The sequence below is a fragment of the Cohnella kolymensis genome (assembly GCF_000829465.1).
Taxonomy (GTDB): Bacteria; Bacillota; Bacilli; order Paenibacillales; family Paenibacillaceae; genus Cohnella; species Cohnella kolymensis.
The window spans coordinates 1-24,051 of record NZ_JXAL01000008.1 but is presented as its reverse complement, the minus strand read 5'-3'; the positions used below and the strand labels follow the sequence as shown (position 1 = coordinate 24,051).

General features: G+C 48.7%; 20 protein-coding genes, 2 pseudogenes and 1 riboswitch. Of the genes and pseudogenes, 5 read left to right on the top strand and 17 right to left on the bottom strand.

Going from position 1 to position 24,051, the window contains the following annotated elements; all coding sequences use genetic code 11:
• Positions 1-44 precede the first annotated feature (44 nt).
• The 7 genes and pseudogenes from SD71_RS07460 to SD71_RS07435 all read right to left on the bottom strand — a co-directional run bounded on the left by SD71_RS07460 (position 45) and on the right by SD71_RS07435 (position 8,212).
• Positions 45-2,294: an efflux RND transporter permease subunit gene (locus tag SD71_RS07460; RefSeq protein WP_052476059.1), complete on the bottom strand. Its 2,250-nt coding sequence runs from the start codon at positions 2,292-2,294 to the stop codon at positions 45-47.
• Positions 2,288-3,070, bottom strand: coding sequence for an efflux RND transporter permease subunit (locus tag SD71_RS25505; RefSeq protein WP_041061695.1), 783 nt, complete (start codon positions 3,068-3,070; stop codon positions 2,288-2,290). The genes SD71_RS07460 and SD71_RS25505 overlap by 7 nt, the downstream gene beginning before the upstream one ends.
• A 167-nt stretch (positions 3,071-3,237) precedes the next feature.
• Positions 3,238-3,720: a GNAT family N-acetyltransferase gene (locus SD71_RS07450; RefSeq protein WP_041061693.1), complete on the bottom strand. Its 483-nt coding sequence runs from the start codon at positions 3,718-3,720 to the stop codon at positions 3,238-3,240.
• Between the two features lie 138 nt (positions 3,721-3,858).
• A complete protein-coding gene (locus tag SD71_RS23900; protein WP_161793354.1) occupies positions 3,859-4,002 on the bottom strand; it encodes a hypothetical protein in 144 nt (47 codons plus the stop codon).
• Between the two features lie 1,025 nt (positions 4,003-5,027).
• Positions 5,028-7,430: pseudogene (locus SD71_RS07445) on the bottom strand (heavy metal translocating P-type ATPase); the annotation flags it as partial.
• 88 nt (positions 7,431-7,518) lie between these two features.
• A complete protein-coding gene (gene copZ, locus SD71_RS07440; RefSeq protein ID WP_041061691.1) occupies positions 7,519-7,722 on the bottom strand; it encodes a copper chaperone CopZ in 204 nt (67 codons plus the stop codon).
• A gap of 139 nt (positions 7,723-7,861) precedes the next feature.
• The gene (locus SD71_RS07435; RefSeq protein WP_082034113.1) at positions 7,862-8,212 is read right to left on the bottom strand and encodes a metal-sensitive transcriptional regulator; all 351 of its coding nucleotides are present in this window, start codon (positions 8,210-8,212) and stop codon (positions 7,862-7,864) included.
• Positions 8,213-8,296: 84 nt separating this feature from the next.
• Between SD71_RS07435 and SD71_RS07430 the strand changes: the two genes are divergently transcribed.
• The gene (locus SD71_RS07430; protein ID WP_152619377.1) at positions 8,297-8,530 is read left to right on the top strand and encodes a hypothetical protein; all 234 of its coding nucleotides are present in this window, start codon (positions 8,297-8,299) and stop codon (positions 8,528-8,530) included.
• Between the two features lie 80 nt (positions 8,531-8,610).
• On the opposite strand, the gene SD71_RS07425 is transcribed toward SD71_RS07430, so the two are convergent.
• The 3 genes from SD71_RS07425 to SD71_RS07415 are packed head-to-tail and all read right to left on the bottom strand — an operon-like array spanning position 8,611 to position 11,762.
• Positions 8,611-9,960, bottom strand: a complete 1,350-nt coding sequence (locus tag SD71_RS07425) for an MATE family efflux transporter (protein WP_041061684.1) — start codon at positions 9,958-9,960, stop codon at positions 8,611-8,613.
• On the bottom strand, positions 9,950-11,014 hold the full coding sequence (locus SD71_RS07420; RefSeq protein WP_041061682.1) for a Gfo/Idh/MocA family protein: 1,065 nt from the start codon (positions 11,012-11,014) through the stop codon (positions 9,950-9,952). Before SD71_RS07420 ends, SD71_RS07425 begins: the two co-directional genes overlap by 11 nt.
• Before the next feature lie 4 nt (positions 11,015-11,018).
• Positions 11,019-11,762 (bottom strand): ThuA domain-containing protein, encoded by a 744-nt coding sequence (locus SD71_RS07415; RefSeq protein WP_041061680.1) that lies wholly within the window; start codon positions 11,760-11,762, stop codon positions 11,019-11,021.
• Between the two features lie 198 nt (positions 11,763-11,960).
• On the opposite strand from SD71_RS07415, the gene SD71_RS07410 reads away from it, so the two are divergent.
• On the top strand, positions 11,961-12,782 hold the full coding sequence (locus SD71_RS07410) for an AraC family transcriptional regulator (protein WP_326998722.1): 822 nt from the start codon (positions 11,961-11,963) through the stop codon (positions 12,780-12,782).
• A gap of 59 nt (positions 12,783-12,841) precedes the next feature.
• On the opposite strand, the gene SD71_RS07405 is transcribed toward SD71_RS07410, so the two are convergent.
• The 7 genes and pseudogenes from SD71_RS07405 to SD71_RS07370 form a co-directional block, all read right to left on the bottom strand.
• A complete protein-coding gene (locus SD71_RS07405; protein ID WP_161793353.1) occupies positions 12,842-13,501 on the bottom strand; it encodes a TVP38/TMEM64 family protein in 660 nt (219 codons plus the stop codon).
• Positions 13,502-13,846: 345 nt separating this feature from the next.
• A pseudogene (locus tag SD71_RS07400) lies at positions 13,847-15,669 on the bottom strand (APC family permease).
• Between the two features lie 83 nt (positions 15,670-15,752).
• Positions 15,753-15,923: riboswitch (cyclic di-AMP (ydaO/yuaA leader) on the bottom strand.
• A 276-nt stretch (positions 15,924-16,199) separates the two neighbouring features.
• Complete coding sequence (locus SD71_RS07395) at positions 16,200-18,323, bottom strand: heavy metal translocating P-type ATPase (RefSeq protein ID WP_041061675.1); 2,124 nt, start codon at positions 18,321-18,323, stop codon at positions 16,200-16,202.
• A complete protein-coding gene (locus SD71_RS07390) occupies positions 18,307-18,705 on the bottom strand; it encodes an ArsR/SmtB family transcription factor (RefSeq protein WP_041061665.1) in 399 nt (132 codons plus the stop codon). The genes SD71_RS07395 and SD71_RS07390 overlap by 17 nt, the downstream gene beginning before the upstream one ends.
• Positions 18,706-18,866: 161 nt before the next feature.
• Complete coding sequence (locus tag SD71_RS22950; protein WP_082034111.1) at positions 18,867-19,511, bottom strand: Rrf2 family transcriptional regulator; 645 nt, start codon at positions 19,509-19,511, stop codon at positions 18,867-18,869.
• 214 nt (positions 19,512-19,725) lie between these two features.
• Positions 19,726-19,944, bottom strand: a complete 219-nt coding sequence (locus tag SD71_RS07375; RefSeq protein WP_004434885.1) for a helix-turn-helix domain-containing protein — start codon at positions 19,942-19,944, stop codon at positions 19,726-19,728.
• A 10-nt stretch (positions 19,945-19,954) separates the two neighbouring features.
• Complete coding sequence (locus SD71_RS07370) at positions 19,955-20,437, bottom strand: DUF2975 domain-containing protein (RefSeq protein WP_041061657.1); 483 nt, start codon at positions 20,435-20,437, stop codon at positions 19,955-19,957.
• A 796-nt stretch (positions 20,438-21,233) separates the two neighbouring features.
• Here SD71_RS07370 and SD71_RS24780 point away from each other — a divergent pair.
• Genes SD71_RS24780 through SD71_RS07355 form a run of 3 tightly spaced genes read left to right on the top strand, consistent with a single transcriptional unit; the run spans position 21,234 to position 23,955 of the window.
• Positions 21,234-21,770 (top strand): DUF6431 domain-containing protein, encoded by a 537-nt coding sequence (locus SD71_RS24780; RefSeq protein ID WP_082034122.1) that lies wholly within the window; start codon positions 21,234-21,236, stop codon positions 21,768-21,770.
• Between the two features lie 42 nt (positions 21,771-21,812).
• The gene (locus tag SD71_RS07360; protein ID WP_041061650.1) at positions 21,813-23,162 is read left to right on the top strand and encodes a DDE-type integrase/transposase/recombinase; all 1,350 of its coding nucleotides are present in this window, start codon (positions 21,813-21,815) and stop codon (positions 23,160-23,162) included.
• Positions 23,155-23,955: an ExeA family protein gene (locus SD71_RS07355; protein WP_041061648.1), complete on the top strand. Its 801-nt coding sequence runs from the start codon at positions 23,155-23,157 to the stop codon at positions 23,953-23,955. Before SD71_RS07360 ends, SD71_RS07355 begins: the two co-directional genes overlap by 8 nt.
• Positions 23,956-24,051 lie beyond the last annotated feature (96 nt).

The window sequence follows — 24,051 nt, the reverse complement described above, 5'->3', positions numbered from 1 at the left end:
CAACTTCCGGATGAGACCGGACGTTGGCGCTTTTTTCGTTGCAACTATGCCGCCACGGAAGACGCCTTCGACGCATCCTTACTTTTCTCGCGCGTGACGAGGCTGTACAGCACCGGCACGATGAGCAGCGTGAGGAATGTCGATGTGGTCAGACCTCCGATGACCACCACTGCAAGTGCCCGCGAGACGAGACCGGCTTCTGTCGACAGCGCCAGCGGCAGAAGAGCGCCGATCGTTGCGATTGCGGTCATGAGAATCGGGCGTACCCGTGTAACGCCGGCTTCGAGCAGTGCGTCGTGCTTCGAAAGGCCGCGGCTCATGTTCGAACGGACGCGTTCGAGCAGCACGATTGCGTTGGTGACGACGATCCCGTTCAGCATCAGCAGGCCGATCATCGCCGGCATGCCGACGGGCTCGCCGACGAGGAACAGCCCGGCTACCGCACCGATGACGGAGAAAGGAATCGCCACTAGTATGACGATCGGCAGCTTCCATTCGCCGAACGCAAGCAGCATCACCATGTAGACGAGAAAAACACTAATACCAAGCGCTATGCCCATGTTGATAAATCCTTCGTTCATTTCCTTGGATGCGCCCTGTGACTCCCAGGTTACCCCGTCCGGCAGCTTCAATGCGCGAAGCGCTTTTTCGGCATCTGCTGTAACTTTACCGGAATTGGTGTCCGTAATCGTGCCCCTTACCTGCAAATACTCCGCCTGGTTATAATGCGAGATCGTGGTCGGGTTGACCACCTGTTTAACAGTGCCAATCTCTTTCAGCGGGACAAGCGTACCGAGCGGGCTTGGGATCGTTTGCTCCTGCAGTGTTTCCAGCGAAGGAGCAGCTCCCATTTGCGTCGATAAAATCATATCCGTTGTCTTACCTTGGATCTGCGCCTTGCCGATCGTGCTGCCTTCAACAATGTTGTGGAGCGCGATCGAGACGCTCGCAGGCGTCAAACCATGGGAAGCCAATTTGGCGTCGTCAAAGTCTACTGCGATCTCAGGCTTCTCACCTTCCGCGGAGTTCCGAACATCGGCTAGACCTTCGATGTTTTTCAGCGCGGCTACCATTTGCGTGCCTGCTTCCTTAATCTTCTCTGCGTTCGGTCCGTTCACGATGATTTCCATTTCATTGCCTACGTGTATTCCGCCTACTCCGGCAAGCGTCACTTCGCGGGGGCCGGCCACTTGTTTGAATTGTTCGCGTAGGTCTTTGGCCAGCGGTTCTGTGTCTTTGTTGCTATCATTCACGGTAAAAGAAAGGTTTGCAGTTTCACCGCCGACGTACGTACCGACCCGGTCGACTTCACTGCGGCTTTTCAGTATCGATTCGATCTGCTTTGCGGATTCGTTCGTTTTGGCAACGGCAGTGCCGATCGGCATTTTCACGGTGATGTTGTAAGTTTTCACCTGTTCCGACGGCAGGAAGTTAAAGCCGAGCGTAGGCACGAGTGCTGCACTGCCGAGGAGCAGCACGACCGCAAGGCCGAGTGTGAGCAAACGGTGGGCCAGCGCCCAGCGGAGTGCTCCTCGGTAAGACCTCTGCAGACGGTTCTCGCGAGGTTCGGTGTGCTTCAGGCGCAGCAAGGAGAGCCGCGACATGAGCGGAACGACAGAAACGGCCACGAGCAGTGAAAACAACAGAGAGATGACGATCGTCCAGGCAAGCGGCACGAAAAACTTACCGACTATACCAGGCACGAAGGCGAGCGGAAGGAATACCGCCACGGTCGTCAGCGTTGAAGAGGTAATCGCCGCAGATACTTCACGGGTTCCCTGCTCTACGAGATCGGAACTCCGATCGTGTGTCATCCGGACCCGCCGGAAAATGTTTTCGATTACGACGATGGAGTCGTCAACAACGCGGCCGATTGCCACGGCGATGCCGGCGAGGGTCATCATGTTCAGCGTGTAGCCGAGGTACTGCAGCACCATGAATGAGGCAAACATGGACAGCGGGATGGAAATGACGGCGATTAGCGTCGAACGCACATTTCGCAAGAACAGCAGTGTCACGACTACCGCCATTAACGCCCCAAGCATCACCTCGCGCAGCATGCTGTTTACCGAATGCTCGATCTCTACCGCCTGATCCAGCATCACTTGGGATTTAAGTCCCGCAGGGAGCGGTGTTTTGCCGATTTCTTGCTTCACCTGCTTGGCGATGGACACGGCATCCTCGCCGGCTTTCGGAACAACGGAGACGAGCAATGCAGGTTCACCGTTCATTCGGGTAAAAGTAGCGGCCGGCGCTTCGTATGCCACATCAGCAATGTCGCCCAGCTTCAGCATTTGACCTGTGGCAGCCCCGCCGTTCGGGCATTCGAGGCGGCAACCTGGGCGAGCAACGGTGTATTTTTCACATCATCTGCCGATTTGAATGTCTTGCCTGCACGGATTGGCAGCGTTTGATCCGCGGTGTCCAAATCGCCGATCGGAATGGATAGGTTGTTCGCAGCGATCAGCTGCTTCACTTGATCGTACGACAACCGGTTCTCCAGCAGCGCCTCCGGGCGCAGCCGTATGTAAAGCTTCCGGTCGGCTTCACCGCGAATGTTGATCTCTTCGATACCCGGCACGCTTCGGATAGCCGGTCTCAACGTCTCGTCGACGTATTGCTGCACTTGCAGCTGTGTACCGCCATAGACGGCTAATTGATAAACTTCCGGATCCATTCGTTCCTTCTGGAACAATGGTTCGCCGGCGGAATCAGGCAGCTCAACCTTGGCCACGGCATCACGCATCAGTTGTTCGGCATCGTCCATATCAACCGACATCCCGAATTGCAGTGTCGACCAAAATACGTTCGGGTTCGCACCGGTATACATATTGATCTTGCCTTTGACATTGGCCAGCTCTTGTTCCAGCGGCTCGCCGATGTCGTTCATGACCTGCTCGGGCGAAGCGCCCGGATAAATGATCCTCATGTGCAGGTAGGGTATATCGACATCAGGGTATTTCTCCATTTTCATCCCATTGATCGCATAGAAGCCCCCTGCAACAAGCAGAGCGACAATCATAAATATCGCTACGGTGTTTCGCATGCTGAAGCGAATAACGGACAGCATAATGGTTTCCCTCTTTCCCATTCCAATTTTTTTATATGTATGTATAAATGTATTTTTGCGGATCAGATGCTGCAGCTATTTGCAATATTCCCATCATACCCCATACATTATGGAATCAAATCGGACCGCAGCCAGAATCCGAACCTAGACCAAAGTAGTATTCACCTTCAGCCTGTGGTTGTGGGGAGTTTCTTTTCATATATGACGGCTTGCTTGCCCTCTATCGACCTCTCCCCTTCCAATGGCTCAAAGCCCTGGTTGTTCCAAAATTGATGAGCCGGTTCGTTGTCCTTAAGAACACCAATACGGAAAGATTCCACGTTTCTCTCTTTCATGATTTCATAGAATCTCTGCAGCGATCGCGCTCCATACCCTTGGGATTGATACGCCTGATCGATTACAAGCAAACCCAGCCAGGTTTTGCCGTCATTCGGATTCGTCATAAGAAATTCAATGATTCCTACATATCGCTCGCCATCCCGGATCAAATATCTTTCTGCTCCAACCTCAGCGGCATTGCGTATCTCTTCCAGAATTTCTTCTGCCGTGAACTCTTCCTTGTCTTTGGATACTTTGTTGAAATAAGGGTTCGAATTATGAATCCGGAGCTCAATAGGCCAGTGTTGTTCGGTACTTTTCTCAAATATCATCGTGCTCCACCACCCTTAATTCGGTACGAATCCCGTGGCCCAAAGTAATGCTCTGAACCGAGATCGGGGAACCGCTGTCTGTAAATGCAATTTTATCATCGTTGATGTCTACGGTACGCGGCTTTAAGCAAATTTTACCTATGCATTAAATAAAACAGCAATAACAGCAACCGTGAGACATGACGAAACTCCCGCGCCGATCCACTCTTTCCTGCTTGCCGTATCATGGACAACCAATCCCCCAAACAACATGGTGAGTAAGGCGGCGATACCTGTAATCATTGCAAGACCTCCTCCCTCGTTGTCATCTTGAGCACTTATACTATACTCCCCTAAGGTATATATATTTTCCAAAAAAGAAGACCACCTGCGAGTGGTCTCCTCGGAACCGCGGATGCACATACAAGGCTCTTATCCGTTTACTCAACTTCGACTACAAACGGAACAGTGAATACTTTCCCGTTTCGTTGAAATTGTCCCCAGATTTTATATACGCCTTTGTCCGGGAAGTTCGTAATAAATTTAGCTTCAGGTCCTTTTGCTTTCTCGTCAATCGGGTGAACATGAAGATAATCCTCGGTATCCTCGCTAAGAACGACCACATGACCTACTGCGCCCAAATACGGTTGCAAATCCGTTAACGGATCTTTTGTTTCAGCATCCGTAAGCTTGAAGCTCAACTCAAAATCCTTACCCGCCTGCGGGTGATCGTTCTGAAGCATTACTTCTACTCCATCAACAATTTTGGAATGCCGCTTATCCGGTGAAAGTGCAGCCTGTTGTGCAGCAGCCCCTTCAATCTGAATCCAGTTGGTTTGAGTCGTCTTGCTTCCTCCAGTCGGAACGTAATCGGCAATCAATTTATATTCGCCGCCCGACGGGAAAGCGTTCGTAATCTCATACTCACCTTGGCCCTTGTATTCGGGATGAATATGGTTGAAATAAGACAAGTCTTTGCTGACCACGATGAGATGCAGCAGCTTTTCATGATTAATATCAAATTCGTCGACCGGCTTACCCTCTTCATCCTGTATGTGAATCCGGATTGTCGTGTCTTTACCGGTTTGGGCATTCTCAGTGGACCAGACCGCTTTGGTCTTGATCGTGTTTGTGCTGTCGCTGTCAGCCCCGCCGTGCCCATGAGGCGCCGCCTCTTCTTGTATTGCTGCCGTGTCTTCGCTGGTTCTCGGAGCATCTTGTCTACCGAATCCGTAACCTGCAAAGAAAGTCATGACAACAAGCAATAAAATCAATACGAATTGCATCCTGCCGTTCATCTGGTTACCTCTTTCCTCAACTTTCCGATCTATATTCTGCAGTCTAAGCGCATTGAGCACGACTGAAACCGAACTCAGAGCCATAGCCGCTCCAGCCAGCCACGGTTCCAGGTAACCCATTGCAGCAATCGGAATTCCAACGACATTGTAAGCAAGCGCCCAGAACAGGTTTTGCTTGATATTGAGCATCGTTTTCTTACTGATGGAGATCGCGTCGGGAATACTGTTCAAGTCCCCGCGCATTAAGGTTACATCCGCGGCTTCCATGGCCACGTCCGTACCCGTACCGATCGCCATTCCGATATCCGCCGTAGCCAAGGCCGGCGCATCGTTAATCCCGTCTCCTACCATGGCCACTTTTTTCCCGGACTCTTGCAGCTTTTTTACTTCAATCGCTTTACCGTCAGGCAGAACTTCGGCCAGCACATGTTCGATGCCTGCCTGACTTGCGATGGCATTCGCCGTACGTTCATTGTCGCCGGTCATCATCACGACTTCGAGGTTAAGCTGCTTCATGCGGGTAACCGCTTCTTTGGAGGTATCTTTGATGGTATCCGCCACAGCAACCATTCCCGCATAAACACCGTCAACGGCGATGAGCATGGCGGTTTTACCTTGAGATTCCAGTCTGTCCATTTCGTCGAATGCTTTGTCGGCCCTGACACTGTACTGAGCCATCAGCTTCCTTGTTCCGATCATGATGCCTCTGCCTTCGACGACAGCCATGATGCCGTATCCGGGAATCGCTTGGAAAGATTCAGACGGCGGTATCGAGATCCCTTTGTTTCGAATGCCGGAAACAATGGCCTCCGCCAATGGATGCTCGGAGTTTTTCTCCGCTGCACCGACCCAGGACAGAAGCTGCGCCTCCTCGAACTCATTTTCCACACGAATATCCGTCAGCTCAGGCTTACCCTTGGTCACCGTACCCGTTTTATCCAGCACAACCGTCGTCACCCGGTGTGTGTTCTCCAGGTGCTCGCCGCCTTTGAACAAAATCCCAAGTTCGGCTGCACGTCCGGATCCGGCCATGATTGAGGTTGGGGTGGCGAGCCCGAGTGCGCAAGGGCAAGCGATGACGAGTACAGCGATGGCTTTCTCCAGAGCCCCGGAGAGATCCCCGGGCTCTACGCCGAAGTACCAGATTAAGAATGTGACTACGGCAATACCGACGACGATCGGTACGAAGATCCCCGATATGACATCCGCAATGCGCTGAATGGGAGCCTTGGAACCTTGCGCTTCTTCGACAACTTTAATGATTTGAGAAAGAGCAGTTTCTTTCCCTACCTTGGTCGCCCGTACCTTCAAGACACCGTTTTTGTTTAGAGTCGCTCCTATTACGTGTTCGCCTGGCTGCTTATCGACAGGAATGCTTTCCCCTGTAAGCATGGATTCATCAACGGCCGATACGCCTTCCAAAACAACGCCGTCCACCGGCACTTTTTCTCCGGGTTTGACCAAGAAGATGTCACCTGCAGCGACGTCTTCCACAGGCACATTCATCTCCACACCGTCGCGAATGACTGTTGCTGTTTTCGCTTGCAGCCCCATTAACGATTTGATCGCTTCCGATGAACGGCCTTTGGCCAGCGCCTCGAACAACTTGCCGAGCAAGATTAACGTGATCAGCACCGCGCTGGTTTCATAGTAGAGAGCCGACGGAACTTCCCAGACGGTTACATATACACTGTAAAAATAGGCTGCAGACGTACCTAGAGCCACGAGCACATCCATATTTGCGCTGCCGTTACGCAGAGCCTTGTATGCCCCGATGTAAAATCTGCCGCCGATAATAAACTGAACCGGAGTCGCCAAAGCAAATTGGAACCAAGGTTGCATGAATAGATCCGGAACCCAAATCCAGGATGTGAAGGAGAAGTGGCCCACCATCGCCCACAATAGGGGCAACGTCAAAATAGCCGATACGATGACCATCCATTGATTGCGGCGAATTTCTTTCTTCCGGTGATCTACAGCGCCGGCTGCCTGGCTTTTGGGTTTAGCTTTATAACCTAGTTGCTCAACCTTTTTTATCATGTCTGCGGTGCTCACCATAGAAGGGAGATATTCGATATGTGCGGTTTCAAGAGCGAGATTGACAGTGGCTTTGACGCCTTCCAGCTTGTTCAGCCCTTTTTCGATTCGGGTTGCGCAAGCTGCACAGGTCATGCCCATGATGTCCAAGTCAACGGCTTCCTTGACCGTGCCATATCCCAGATCTTTGATCTTCTGTTCCAATCGGGGCATGTCAACTTTGGCCGGGTCGAACTGCACGGATGCTTGCTCCAAAGCAAAGTTGACATTCGCTTGGGACACGCCTTCCAGCTTGTTTAAACCCTTCTCAATTCGGTTGGCACACGCTGCACAGGTCATTCCTGTGATTTGAAGCGTTGCCTGCTGATTGCCGGCCGGTGACGGGGACTCGTTCATTTGAATCACCTGGTTTCTTCCGTGTTGGAAAATGTGACGTTAGATTTATTGTAACAGAAGCAAGCAGCAAGCCTAAGGCCGGGCCACGTTACGCAACAACGTCATATCCTTGATCCTCGATGGCTGCTTTGATATCGTCCAAACTGAGCTTGTTATCGTCATATTGCACGTCGACCGCACCGGCGGCAAGATCGACTTTTGCGGCGGCACCAAGTTTCTTTACAGCACCTTCGACCGAGTTGACACAATGGTTGCAGCTCATTCCTTGTACCTTCAATGTTACGTTTTGCATGATGAAATCCTCCTCTATGAATTATATTTTGTTCATTCCTTACTTTATTTATACAATACCCCCCTACCCTATGTCAAGTACATCCAAAATTATGTTTATAGAAAAAAACAAATGTGCGCTCACAGCACATTTGTTTCCATTATTTCATCAGTTTATTTATCGTGGTCAGCAGTTCATTAATAACCCCTAAATCGCCTTCCTGGATCTTTTCGACGACACAGCTCTTCATATGTTCCTCAAGGAGAAGCTTGCCGACTCCATTCAAAGCGGCTTGCACGGAAGCGATCTGATTCAACACATCATCACAATACGCATCTCTTTCAATAAGCCCTTTAATCCCGCGCACTTGCCCTTCGATGCGGTTCAAACGGTTGGTGAGATTGGTCTTTGTTTTCTCCGAATGATGGCTGTGCTGGTGATCGCGCCCATCGTGATTCTGTTCATCTTGATTCGTTTGCTCCGGAGATGCAGCCGGCGTTTCGAGTTCCATGCTTATTCCCCCTTTACAACTATATTTTACCCTAACCCCCTATCCTATGCCAAGTTGCAATAATATCTGCTCTGAAACATTTTCATGATAGAAGAAGTTGATTTGTCTGGGCAAAGATTGTATGGATATCAGCCTAATACCGAGTTGCCGAAGGAACGGGCACCGCTGATGGTTGAGGAACAAAAAATAGGAGAAAAGACCATGGAGCAAGGCGCGGAAATCTATACATATAAAGACTCAAAACATAATCTTATACTCGAATATTGGAGCACTGAAGAAAAAGTTCAAACAATCCGATTAAAAACAGAAATCAAATAACTTTGTTTCTACAACAAAAATGGAGTGCTGCCCATCTGCACTCCATTTTGCATGTTAAGTTTAATTTTTGAACTGATTGTTCAAGTAGAAACCGTTCCGCGTTGAACAAGCGACTTCTTCTTCCAGCCCTTATTTCTCCAACGAACGTAAAGGGACAACCCCCTGGCCCATTCGTCAATAATAAACGCCGCCCATATTCCATATAACCCGTATCCCATATAGATGCCCAAAAAGTAAGTGAGCGGAACGCTGAAGAGCCACATGATCAGTACGGATGAGGCCATCGTGTAGCCGGCGTCACCGGTGGCCTGAAGCGATTTTTCCAGGATGACATTGAAATTTCGTGCCGGCTCCAATAAGAAACCGACCAGAAGCAGCGCCGCACCCATACTGATGATCTCGGAAGAGTCGGTGAACAGGCTGAGCAACGGGACCCGAAAAAAGGTCAAGATCAGTACGCCGAACAGTGTGATCCCGATGCTGTAGAACAGATTGCGGAGCACGCGGGTATAAGCTTCCTCCTGCTCCCCGGCCCCGACCAGATGCCCGACGATGATCTGGGTTCCTCTGGCCAGCGAAATACCGAGTATCATCACGATGAGCATAATGTTTTGCGTGTATATTTTCGTGGTCAGCATAACCGCGCCGAGCGATGAGATGAACATTGTCGTCACGAATTGGTTAGCATTGTAGGACAATGTCACCGCGGCTGAGGGAACACCGACACGCAATACTTTGGCCACATGATCGCGCTGCCAACGGATCATGCTCCGCCATTGCAGGCGCACGCCCACCACTTTGTGCAGGATCATCAGGTTGACCGCGAGTCCGATCAACTGACTAGTCGCGGTGGAGATGGCCACACCGGTAACGCCCAGCTTCGGAACGCCGAACAGGCCGAAGATGAACAGATAATTGCCGATGATGTTCAACACATTCATGCCCAAGGCGACCAGCATCGTATGACGGGTGAAGCCATGAGTTTGAATAATGGCTGCGGTCACGGACAACAAGGCTTGCACCACGAGAGCCGCACACGCGATAGTCAGATAGCTTTGAGCCATCTCGAACAGTCCCGCTCCCAGGTTGAACACTTGCAGCAGGGTGGTGCTGAACAAAACGAGACCGATGCTCACAACCATTCCGAACACAAAATTCAAACCTAACGCAGATCCGACAAGCCTGTCGATTTCATTCGTCTGTTTGGCGCCGAGGTACTGAGATACGACTACCGCGGACCCCATGGCGACGAATTGGAACACCATAACGGCCATCATTACGATCTGGTTAGATACGCCCACCGCAGCTACCGCATCATCAGACACCTGGCTCAGCATGAACACATCCACTGTGCGCATCAGGATGTGCAGGCCGAATTCGATGAAGATCGGCCACGTAACTGCAATGAGCGATAATTCTTTAGATTTCATCAGCCACCGAAACCGTAGTTTTCAAAGCGTCAGACCGAATAATGGCTTCCAGAACCCTCTGATTCTCGTAACCCGCTGCAAAATCCGGCAGTCCGTCACCCGGAGTTCCGGCCAGCAATTGCGCGAAATCTTCCCACTGGGATATCTTTAACCGGCCCGGAACATTTAATTTCTTCTCCACGATTTCGCCCGTCGTCTCATCAACGTGAATCCAGATGACTTGGTCAGGGTTAACCGTGCTGGCGTGGATCGTTCCTTGATCGCCAAAGAGGGAAATTTCGTGCTGATTGCCGGACCCGATCGCGTTCCTTGTCGTCTGAAAGATACCAACGGCGCCATTCTCCATGCGGGCTTGAAAGCTGGCGAAATCGTCCACTTCCACCTTGACGAATTCATCGGAATTCAGACTTTTTCTCTCGGGGATCAAAGTTTCCATCATCGCCGACAGCTCTTTAAAAGGCCCGATCAGATAGTGTGCCAAATCGATCATGTGCGCCCCTAAATCACCGAGTGTTCCGGTGCCCGTCATATCCTTGTCAAATCTCCACAGGAAAGGCGTGTTGTAAACGGCCGAACCCCATCCTTGCAAATATTGGACCGAGAAGCTGCGCACTTTGCCTATTTTCCCTTGCAGCAGCAGCTCCCGTGCAAGCCGGAAAGCCGGCGTGTATCTGTAGCTGAAGCCCACCATCGACGGAACCGGACTTGCATCGAAAGCTGCCTTTACGTCTTCGGCTTCCTGAAGCGTCATCGTAAACGGTTTTTCGGACAAGAACGGTTTGCGGGCTTCTATACAAGCTTTCATAATTTCAGCATGGACAATATTAGGTGTAACGGAGATTACCGCATCCACGTCAGGGTGCTGAATCATTTGACGATAGTCTGAGAATCTCTTCTCATCCGGTACTCCTAATTGCTCGCCGAATTTGACCAGCGCACTTGGCTGCACATCGCAAATCGCGGAAATCGTAATATTGGAGATGCTCTTCAAACCGTTAACATGCGCATTCGCCATACCGCCCAGACCGATTAATCCCACTCGGAAAATTTGCATTTTATCAGTTCCCTTCCGCACTGCGAATTTTCTCTATCGGTTCCACTCTGCCGTAACTCGCTTTGGCGCCTGTCGTCGGAGCTGCCCAGCGAACGCCGTTGGATATGACTTTCAGCACTTCCGGGTGATGATAGATCGGGAACGTCTCATGACCCGGTCTGAAGTAAAACAATTTGCCTTTTCCTCTTCTATAGGTGCATCCGCTTCGGAACACTTCTCCACCCTCGAACCACGAGATAAACACCAGCTCGTCCGGCGCCGGAATCTCGAAACGTTCGCCGTACATTTCTTCTTTCGGGATCTCGATGTACTCGCCTAATCCCTCTACAATCGGGTGCCCATGCTCAATGACCCACAATCTTTCCTTTTCACCGTCATCGCGCCATTTCAACGATCCGGTCTGCGTGCCCAGCAGCCGCTGAAATATTTTGGAACCATGACCCGAGTGAAGAACGATAATTCCCATTCCCTCCAACACCTTGTTCCGGACTTTTTCGACAATATCGTCACGTACCTCATGATGAGCCAAGTGCCCCCACCAAATGAGCACATCCGTGTTATCGAGCGTCTCATCCGTCAACCCGTGATCCGGATCGTCCAGCACCGCCGTCTTTACTTCAAACGTATCGTTCTTTTTCAAATATCCCGCGATCGCATTGTGGATGCCTTCCGGATAAATACCGGCCACATGCTCGTTGTGTCTTTCATGACGATACTCGTTCCATACCGTAACTTTAATAGTTGCCAAAACGTGAGACCTCCCGTTGGTAAAATCAATTATTACACTCTCTCAGTATAGGCTGTGGTAGAATAAACGGGAATGTCGGAAAAAGACTCTTTTTGTACAAAAGCGACTTTTCTGCAGGGAGGCTGAGGTCATGCTGGCAGTGAATATGGAGTATGTTCCAAAAATCAAACTGGTGGGCTTCGTCTCCTATAAAAATCCCTGGCAGCATTTCAAAGGAATACCGATGAATATATTCTATATTTCATCAAAAGCGGTCAACTGGATATTCAAGAGAACGGACACCGTTACACGCTTACGAAAGGCGATATCCTGCTGTTGGAGCCTAACCTGAATCACGAGGGTTTTGAAAAGCATGAATGCGACTATTATTACGTGCACTTCGACCATCCGGAAATCCGCCGGCGGACCAATCTCGATGCAGCTGCCGTCGCCAGGCACTTTCTTTTCGACGACGGATCCGCTCAGTCTGCCGAGGATAACGATACGTGCTATCTTCCTAAATATTCGACGCTCACCAACAAAAGCAGCCTTCATTACGCTTTCCACGCCATGGATGAAATGGTGAATCTATACCGGCGCAAAAATTATAACCGGAGCCTTACGGCATTAAAGATGTCCGAGCTGTTCATTGAAATCTCGCGTGAGTACTTGCTCAATCAGCTCCAGAACGATAGCAGCAAGAACACGAAATCGTTCATGAAAGTACATGCGCTGCTCGATTATATCCATCAAAACTATGCTCAGAAGATCATTGGAAGCGACATTGAACGGGAGTTTGAATGCAACTACGACTATATGAACAGAGTTTTCAGCAAAGTAACCGGCCATACGATTACCCAGTATGTGAATCTTGTACGAATCGATCATGCCAAGGAGCTGATCGAAGCTACCCATTTGAGCATTGGAGAAATCGGCTATTTGACGGGATTAAACGATCCTTACTATTTCAGTAAAGTGTTCAAAAAGTATACCGGGCTTTCTCCGAGTCAGTATTATAAAAAGATCCGGGAACGCGGCTAAAAGGGCTGTCGCCGGCAGCCCTTTCGTTGTAAGAGTGGGTTCCGAGAGAGCTCGCGGCTTCAGCTTTCCCCCTGCGTCCTCGATTCTCTAACTCTATGTACGTAAAATCGGTACACTACGTATACCACGCCTATAAAAACAGCGTACAAGCCGACAATAATGAAGACTTCCCTAAAATCAGCATTCTGAAGAAATCGGTCGCCCAATAACGTGACCATGATGATAAAGGGAACTTTACCAATAGCTGTTGCTATAATGTAGGGTTTCCATGCTATACGGGTGATGGCGGCATAAATATTGACCGCTTGCGCTGGAACAATCGGCAGTAATCGGGCAAACAAAATGGTGAAGAACGGATTTGTTTCGGTAAATTTCGTGAGAAAGCGGATCCCCTTAACGTTCGCAGCCTTTGTTCGCTGTTGTTCTGAGAATGTGCGCCGCACCAGCATAAACAAAATCAAGGCAGCGAGAACAGATATCGTGACATTTAACAGAGATCCGGTGAAAGCTCCGAATTTGGCCCCCATTACAGCGGCCACTATTCCGTAAGGTAACGCGGGTACTATGGCGATTACCAAAGCTAGCAGCACAATCAGAATATTCCGATACCACTCCGTATCCGATTCCATCCAAAGAATAAGAGAGCTGCGGTTTAACCATAGAAGCAATGCCGCAACAGTATAAATTCCGATAACTCCAACCTTTTTGAACAAATCCACTCTGCCCCTCTCAAGCTGTTCAAACCTAAAGGAGCCGGTCTTCACAGTCGGCTCCTTTACGCACCTTTGAATTAAGTTTAACAGCAACATCCGTTCATGAAAACAGTCTGGAATAGCCGGTGGGCTGAGGCTCCCTAGCTGTCTGGCGTAAGAGAAGGATCCAGTGTTTTACCAGACTTAGGATTGAAAGGCTGATCCGGCGTTATACGTTCTAATGCTTCGGTGTTTACCTCAAATGATACATCCGGTTGAGGGTCTGCCGGCCGATCCTCCGAACACCTGAGGATTTAACGATTTCAGAACAAAAGGAGCCGTTGGCTTTCCAACAGCTCCTCGTTAACGTCTTTATTTCTTTAAATGATACGGCACAGTAGTAACAATGACATTTCTCCGATATAGCAAGTGGGCGCGAATCAATAAGCTTGATTGGTTATGCAGTATATTTTGCCAGCCTTTCTTGGGTATGAATTGTGGAATAATGACCGTAACTTGGTGGTTGGATTCAGCTGCTTTACGCTGAATTGTATCTATAAATTTGGCTAACGGATTAATGATACTTCTATAAGGCGAGTGCAGAGTGACCAGTCGTACATCAGGCTGCCACTTCTTCCATTTCTCTTCAAACTTGAGTTCATCTTCTCTTTCAAACGGGACATATACAGCAATAATCTGCTGTGGGGAAATCGATTTGGCGTACGCCAATGAGTTCTCAACTACATGAGTTATACCTGCAACAGGGAGAATAATTACATTGCCCTCAATCGGCACAATCGGTTCACATGTTGTAAGTCTAAGCTGATCACCAACTGCTTCATAATGCTTTCTGATACGATGAAATAGATAAATGATTAAAGGCAAGAAAACTAAGACCGGCCACACTTGCGAGAACTTGGTTAAAAAGAACATCATCGAGACGATAAAGCTAATCACAGCACCTGTGGTGTTAATAATGAGCTTTGAAACCCATCCATGCGGTTTTTCACGGATCCATTTGACCACCATTCCGCTCTGCGACAGAGTAAATGGAATAAATACGCCAACCGCATAAAGCGGAATCAGATGTTCCGTTTTTCCTCCAAAGGCAACGATCAATAGGATCGAAAAAAATCCAAGCGAGATAATTCCGTTTGAGTATCCTAACCGGTCTCCACGAACGGTGAACATTCGGGGTATGAATCGATCTTTGGCAAGATTAACTGCAAGCATAGGGAAAGCGGAATACCCTGTGTTTGCAGCAAGGATTAAGATGAGTGCCGTAGTTCCTTGAATGAAGTAATACATAAAGCTGCGTCCGAATGTCTGCTCCGCAATTTGAGACACAACGGTGACCTCTTCTCGCGGAACTATTCCATAATAATATGCGAGGTATACGATTCCCGAAAATAACAAGGCCAATAATGACCCCATCGCGACTAACGTTTTAGCAGCGTTTTTAGGGGCAGGGTCTTTGAAGTTTGGAATGGCGTTTGAAATGGCTTCAACACCGGTTAACGCGGAGCTGCCCGAAGCAAACGCTCTTAACAGCAGAAATAGACTGATTCCTGCGACCGGCGTACCGATTGGTGTATGCAGATCAGGTGGAATATGACCTGTGATCGAGTTGTATATTCCGGCTCCAATTAATATGAATAACGCCAAAACAAATAAATAAACGGGATAGGCCAAGATGGAAGCAGACTCCGTAACGCCCCGTAAATTCAAAATGGTTATCAAGATCACAAATGTAACGGCAATGCGACGGTATGTTCATGCAAGCTTGGAAAAGCGGAGGTGATCGCATCCGTACCCGCTGACACACTTACCGCCACGGTTAAAATGTAATCGACGAGCAAGGAACCCCCAGCGATTAACCCCGGATACAGGCCCAAATTCTCCTTTGATACCACGTAGGCTCCGCCGCCATGAGGATAGGCGAAGATAATTTGCCTATACGACAAAATCAGAGCCAGCAGCAAAACCAATACGCCGATTGCGATGGGGATCGAATACCAAAATGCTGCTGCACTCACTGTTATGAGGACCAGCAAGATCTGCTCCGGACCGTATGCAACCGACGACAAGGCATCGGAGGAAAGGATAGCGAGTGCCTTTGTCTTATTCAGTTTTTGCTCGCCTAATTCCGTCGATTTCAATGGCCGTCCAATTAATAAACGTTTTAAAGAGAACATTCGTTTCACCGCCAAGTTAAGGAGTATTTTGAATAACAAATAACCACAGAGGTATCCCCCTGCGGCCGCAATCGAACCGTAGTTGTCCCTCTCTAACGACGCTTACGAGGTTAGCTGACGGATTCGGGCGTTTAGAGTCGCCCTACTGTGACGTCCATTACAACGTCACTGATTCACCCCAGGCGACAAACAAATGATTCGTCGTCGCGGTTGGTTCCCCCGTTTTCCACTTGGAAATTCAGCGATCCTTGGCATATATGACTTGACGGAATGATCTTACTCCTCTATTCGAACTGTGTAAAACATGATAATAAGCCGAAAACTCTTAAAAATGTTAAGATACACGCGTGAATGCGGATACAATGATTTAACTCTTGAGCTTTTCATGCTAAAACAATACAATATCTCATTCTCTTATGATTTTTCGGGCTGTTGGTGACCCCAAGCTCAGATGCACCGTATGTTTCCCAATTTTCCAGTTTTCATCAACTAAACAAAAAAGCCAAGGGCAGAACCCCTGGCTTTTCTCATTATTCTTTGATCTTCATTAACCGAAGCCCATTGAGCGTAACAATGAGCGTTGCACCCATATCGGCGAATATCGCCATCCAGAGCGTTAACCAACCAGGCACAATTAGCAGCAGGGCAAGGACCTTTATGGCTAAAGAGAACGTAATGTTTTGCTTAATAATCCGTAACGTTTTACGGCTGAGTTTAATGGTGAAAGGAAGCTTCGATAGATCGTTGCCCATTAAAGCAATATCCGCAGTTTCGAGTGCTGTATCCGTACCCGCACCACCCATTGCAATACCCACGTCCGCAGCAGCGAGAGCCGGTGCGTCGTTGACGCCATCGCCGATCATGGCGACCTTACCGGTCGACTTTAGATTCTTAATCGCTGTCAGTTTATCTTGCGGCATAAGCTCTGCTCGAACTTCGTGAATATTAAGCCGCTGTCCGATGGCATGGGCAGTGGACTTATTGTCACCTGTGAGCATAACCGTTGTGCGAATGCCCAGATCCCTTAGTTTTTGGATCACATTTTTCGATGTTTCTCGGATTTCGTCTGCAACAGCAATCATCGCTTGAGCTTCATCGTTCGTTCCAAGAACCATTACGGTTTTACCTTGGCTTTGCAAGCTCTCGATCTGAATGTTGACCGACTGCGGGAGACCATTGGACAATAATTCTTCAAATAGCTTTGGGCTTCCAATATGGTACAACGCTCCCGTTACGAGTGCCTTCGCACCTTTACCCGTGATGGACTGAAAATCTTCCGCTTTGTAAGCTTCTAAATCCACACCGCGATCTTCTGCGTGACGAACAATAGCCGAAGCCAGCGGATGCTGGGACCAGCGTTCGATGCCTGCTGCGATGCCGAGCAGCTCTTTATCAGATGGACCAGACAGGCGAATAAACTCGGTCACTTCCGGCACACCTTTTGTAAGCGTTCCGGTTTTATCAAATGCAATCACCTTTAGCTTCCCGGTCTCTTCGAGATGAACGCCGCCTTTAATCAGCACACCTTTTCGGGCCGCGTTACCGATGGCTGCTACAATCGATACGGGAGTGGAAATGACAAGCGCACAAGGGCAACCAACAACGAGAAGCGCAAGTCCCCGATATATCCAATCTCCCCAGGCGCCAAGAAAAAGCGGCGGAATAACAGCAATAAATATCGCGACAGCTAAAATGACAGGGGTGTAATATTGTGCAAATCGATCGACAAATGCTTGAGAAGGAGCTTTTTCAGCCTGTGCCTCTTCAACGAGGTGAATGATTCTTGCAATTGTCGTGTCTTCAACTTGTTTTGTAACCTCTACCTCAAGCAATCCTTCTTCATTCAGCGTGCCGGCAAACACTTCATCGCCGGTTGTTTTGCTTACCGGAACCGATTCGCCGGTTATTGAAGCTTGATTAACTGCAGAATTCCCGGAGCGCACTTTCCCGTCCATGGCAATTTTCTGTCCCGGCTTTACAATCATGACATCGCCAATTTGAATTTCATCCACCGTCACTTGCAGCTCTTGACCATGGCGCCGGATCAATGCCTCTTTCGGGGCTAAGTCCATTAAGGAACTAATGGATCTTCGTGCTCTTTCCATAGAGTATTGCTCAAGAGCTTCGCTTATGGCGAAAAGAAACACAACGGTCGCACCTTCGCTCCACTCCCCAATGGCGGCCGCTCCAAAGATGGCAATAGTCATGAGTGTATTCATATTAAAGTTGAAGCGCACAAGGCTTTTTACGCCTTTTATAAACAGTTCGTGCCCGCCAATGATGATGGAAGCGGCGAACATTACAACGGCAGGTAAGCTGTCTTCGGCGTACTGTTCGCCAAACACCCAGCCTAAGATAAGCAGCACAGCGGAGATCAATGTCACAATTGTCGTCTTTCGTTTCCAGAAAAACTCCTTTTTAAATTCGCGTATTTCCGCTTCCGGATATAGCTTTAATCCTTCGAATGCACCGGCTTTTTCTAACTCAGCAATACTGGCTTCGCCATGAACCGTGATTTTCGATGCACCAAAGTTGACCTTCGCGTCTTCCACCGTCGGAATATTTTTTACATTCTTTTCGAATGAAGCCGCACAATTTGTACAAGTAAAGCCCTGTACGCGGTACACACTTTTCTTCTCAAATGTCTCTTCCATTAGCTTTACCCTCCTGTTGATGCAGAAGACCAATTTGAATGAGCAGCTTTACATGCTCGTCATCGAGGGAGTAAAACACTAATTTGCCTTCTTTGCGATGCTTAGCAAGCCCTATATTAGACAGCAGTCTAAGATGATGCGACGCTGTTGCCAACGTCGATCCGATGATGTTAGCCACATCGCAGACGCACAGTTCATCTTCTACGCTCAGTGAATAGGCAATCTTCAGCCGGGTGTCGTCGGCCAAAGCTTTAAAGATCTTAGCTGCTTCAAATGTATTCTGCTCAGCTAATTGTTCTTGGACTTTCTGTACTTTGGCTTCGTCGTAACAATATATTTCACATGTATCCTGCTGTACTGCCGGCTGTGTTTCTTGGTTCATAGTATCCAGCCCCCAAATAATACTCAAACATTGATTTGATTATTATTATAACTAAGTTAACCAAATAATCAAATGTTTATTTGATTGTTTCACTCGACTTGTATTTCACACACGAAAAAACCCGATCGTTTGCGATCGGGCTGACGAAATCCCTTCTTTCATTATGTAATAGAAAGTAAGAATAGGATAAGAGACAGAATGCTGAGCAGTAAAATCGGGAACAGTTGTTTGAACGGATCTTTCACTCGAATATGGGTGAGCACTCCTCCAACGCCCACAATGGTAAGCAGCAACGAACCTGCGGCGATCCAGCTCGGCTCCCAGAACCCGATAATTAAGGCAACTGCCCCCACAGCCTCGACCAGGCCCGTAACAACGCGAAACCATTGCGGCAAGCGCCAGTGTGTGAACCCGTCGACATGCATTTTGGAACCGGCAATCTTCCCCGATCCGGCCATTAGAAAAGCAAGAGCGAAGTCCAGCAGTTCGCCGGCTGCTCCGCAGTCAACGGTACAATCGTGATCAGCGGATCCCGTACTGACAGCTGAATAAATCTCCCCTAACGAAATCTGGTCGGCAGGTTTACGTAAAATATACCCGCCTTCGCGTCCGCCCCTTGATTCCACAATACCTGCCGACGCCAACGCTTGCATCACTCGGCGCATAAAAGTTGCATGGGAAGCGACCTGGTTAGCGATCATTGCGCTTGAAAGAACGCAGCCGCTTTTGGCCAGCCAGACGATAGAATGAACGGCTATTTTAAAACGCGGAGGTCCTATATTAACTCCGCGAGCTGCTGTACTCATGGAATACCACTCCTTTAAATCATGCTGCAGTTTAATCGGGTCCGTAACGCAACTAAGTTAAGCACATCATAAAACAAGTAATTTTTATGTGCAATACTTGCAACTATTTGCGCTGATTGAAAACCTCACATCGGGACTTTTTTTGCAAACAGCCTCATTAAAGCTTTCATTGAGCTATCGTTAACCGTTAGTTAAATAAATTTGTTGTCTGTTTTTATTGAGTGTCTTCATCGCTTTTGTACTCCAAAATATCACCTGGCTGACAATCCAAAGTCTTACATATCGCTTCTAATGTTGAAAAACGAACCGCTTTTGCTTTCCCATTTTTCAGAATGGAAAGATTCGCCATAGTAATTCCAACCCTCTCAGAAAGCTCCGTTACGCTCATTTTTCGTTTTGCTAACATCACATCAATATTAATAATAATTGCCATATGCTCCACCTCAGACCGTTAAATCATTTTCTGATTTTATATTAATAGCTTCTTGTAAAAGTCTTTGGAGAACAGCAGCAAAAACGGTGATCACCATAGAGGCGAAAATAATGACCAATCCCATTGGTATGAAACTTGGAGGGTCAACTCTCTTCCCCATGAGATAGTAGAGTGGCATACCTAGCAGGTACAAGGTACTGATTGTGATGGCACAGTATTTTATATTCTTTAAAGCTTTTACCGATAATTCCGAGAACGCTTGGTTCTTATCAATATAGCTTAAAAGTTTAAAAGCTTGATACAGAGCAAAGTAAAAAGGAAGCGCTGCTGCGTACATATCGATTAAAACGAGAGATTTCATATAAGCCATTTCTGGATACAATTCTCCAGCAAAATTCCCAATCTTAGGCACTAAAAATATGCACAAAGCGAGAATTGGGATTCCAATAAGAATAACAGCCATCTTCAAAAAGTGTGTTGTTCCTCGTTTCATAAAGTGCACCTCACTTATTTAATGTCAGTTTTGAATTTACCACATAGTTTATCGATTAACAATAAAATAATATCGTTTTTTGATTAAAACAAAAAGCATTTCTCATTACAAAGAAATGCTTTTACTTTAAAATGTTAAATTTACAACTTATTCAACAAAAGTATCCGTTAGCGTAATGAAACGTCTTTGATCTGATCCTTTGTTATCCCAATAGATGAGAAAAGGGGTAAAAGAGCCAGTAATCATCAAATACGTTAATGCTAACAATCCAAAGCAATATTCCAACAGCTAAACAAACGACAGTATGTGTAGGCTTCTTAATGAATCGCAGAATGTGAGCCAATGCGAACGTCCATAGAGTGAACGGGAAGACAAGTAGATACAGTCCGATCGACCAGCTTCCCCAAAAGCTGACTACATACCATACCAAGCCTGCTAACCAAGATATCTTTGGATTTAAAATAACCCCTATAACACTGAGAAACACTGCAATGGTAAGTAATCCGTAAAATACAATTGTAATCATTGGCATTATCGTCACCCCATCTCAACTGTAACATGAGTCACAATACTATGAACTCCTTATTTGTATAACTGCCCGTTAGATCAACGGTTCACTTGGTGTTGCCGCTAGACCATAACGTCCAGATGCTGGCGGGATTGCCTGTCCGTGAGTTGCCGAATATAATGACCATATCTCGGTAAAGGAAAAGGATGCCTCCATATCGCGTGGCCTGTTGGTAGCAGGTTCACTGGAGACATCCCCTCAAAATAACTATGGTCATTGTATCAAAGTATGAGCTGGTTGAGAAGATCGCCGGCGTTTTTTGTTAGGTGTGCGGAGATCGTTCCTTCACCCTGCTGTACAGCGAAGTTATTCGTTATCGGCAGTCGGAAAAGAAGGGTCATTGGAGCTGCTGGGGATAAGAGAACGCTAGTCATTCGGAGACTTCGTTGTCAGGAATGTCGCAGGATTCATCATGAGCTGCCGGATTTTTTAGTGCCATACAAGCACTATGAATCAGGTTGTGTAGAGCAAGCTGCAAGCAAGAATGCTACGCTATCGGTCGCCGCAGATGAGTCCACGTTGTTTCGCTGGCGGAGTTGGCTGAAAGAGCGGACAACGTACTGGTTAGGTTGTGTTGCTTCCCTCGCTACTCGCTTTCAACTAGAGCCTGTGCGGCATTCGTCCGTTGCCACACAGACCGCACACCAGAGAATCGGACTTGTTGTAGGCGACGCACCCGGCTGGCTGGCGAGAATTGTCCGCCCCGTCGCCAACGCAAATTTATGGCTACATACCCGCTTTGCATTTTTGTCCGCTTTCCCTTGAGATAGACTGGGCTAGAAGTCTATCAAATGAGGGAGCAGACCAATGAAAGATCAGAAGAAAGCGGAAGAAATCGCATCACTTCGGGTACAACTGTTGTCACCGCTTTTGGCGGAGGGATTAGATTCGGCCAAAGCACAGGCTTTAAAGAGGCAAATCTGCGAGCAGCATGGGTTATCGGAGCGTACGCTGCGCCGTTACTTGGCGAAGTATCGCGAGGAAGGCTTCGGCGGACTACGCCCCAAGGGTAAGGGTCGTAAGGAATCGGACAACATCGCACCTGCCGTTATGGAGCAAGCCATCCTTCTCCGCCGGGAAGTACCAGGGCGCAGCGTTGCACAGATCATTCAGATTCTAGAGTGGGAAAGCCGTATCCAGCCCGGCGAAATCAAGCGGAGTACCTTGCAAGAAAGACTTGCGTCTCGTGGTTACAGCACACGCCACATGCGGATATACGCCGAATCCGGCGTAGCAGCAAGGCGTTTCCAGCAGCGTCATCGCAATCAGCTCTGGCATTCGGATATTAAGTTCGGTCCGTATCTGCCCATCGGACCGGGCGGTTCAAAGAAACAAGTATTTCTCGTCGTCTTCATTGACGACGCCACGCGGTTTGTGCTGCATGGGGAGTTCTATCCGGTCATGGATAAGACTATTATCGAGGATTGCTATCGCAAGGCCATTCAGAAATACGGCTTGCCGGAAGCCGTCTACTTCGACAATGGAAAGCAATATCGTACGAAGTGGATGACCCGAACCTGCTCTAAACTTGGCGTGCGGTTACTATTTGCAAAGCCCTATTCTCCAGAGGCAACAGGTAAGGTCGAGCGTTTTAATCGTGTCGTGGATGCATTCTTAAGTGAAGCCGCGCTCACGAAGCCCCAAACCTTAGAGCGATTAAACGAGCTGTTTCATGTGTGGCTTAGCGAGTGCTATCAAAACAAACCGCACTCGGCGCTCGAAAACAAGCGCAGTCCGGAATCGGTCTATCGCGGCGACAAGAAACCGCTTCGGTTCGTGGACCCGGAAGAGCTCGCGAATGCTTTCCTGCACTGCGAAACGCGCAAAGTAGACAAGTCTGGTTGCATTAGCTTCATGGACCGCAAGTACGAAGTGGGACTGAAATTCATCGGTTGTACCGTCGACGTCGTCTATGACCCGGCGGACACCACCGAGCTTACCATTGAGTACGAAGGACATGCGCCTTGGCCGGTGCGTGAAATGGTGATCGGGGAGCGAGCCGGTAAGCGTCCGTCCTTACCGGAACATCTAGGAAAAGCCCCCGCAGATGCGTCCAGATTACTTACGGCTGCTGAAGAGAGAAACCGAGAGCGGCACGAGCGCCAAGCGCCTGCGGTTTCCTACCGGAAGGTCAGTCAGGAGGAAAGCCATGTTTGAGTCCTTCTATGGCCTTAGCCGTTCGCCGTTCTCAAGAGATATTCCGACAAGCGAGCTGTATCCGTCCGTTACACTGGAGGAGACGCTCGGGCGACTGGAATACGCGGCACAGCGACAGTGGTTCGCGGTTGTCACTGGCGACTGCGGAACGGGGAAAACGACGACGATTCGGCGATTCACAGCGGTGCTGGACCCGGCGAAATATAAGGTGCTGTATCTGTCGGACTCGAAGCTCACGCCGCGTCACTTCTACAAGGGACTGCTGGAGCAGCTGGGATGCGAATCGAAGTTCTACCGGGGAGACGCCAAGCGTCAGTTGCATCGGGAAATTGAGCTCATGCGGGGGATTCACCGACTGCAACCGGTGGTGGTTGTGGATGAGGCGCATCTGCTGGATCGCGAAATGTTGGAGGAGGTTCGCTTCCTGCTGAATTTCAAGATGGACGCGCAAAGCCCCATGGCGCTCATCCTGGTCGGACAGAGCGAGCTATGGGATCGACTTGGGCTGCAAGCCTACGCAGCCATCCGCCAGCGAATCGATTTGCAGTGTAAGCTGCCGCACTATGATCGGGCGGAGACGGGAGCATATATCGAGCGACACATGGTTTATGCCGGGGCGGATCGCGATATTTTCACGGATGGAGCGATCGATGAAATCTATCGCTTCGTGAGCGGCTCCGCACGGATGATAAATAAAGTATGCACTCACGGCTTGTTGTACGGTGCGCAGAACAAACATCGAATTATAGACGATCATATGATCAAACGTGTCATCGGGGGAGAATTGTCATGATTCTCCCCGGTTTTTATCCGGATGCGGACAGCTTATCCGACTAATGCTGGACAACTTATGCCGTCATCTGCTGGGCATTATGCGCTAGCAGTAACA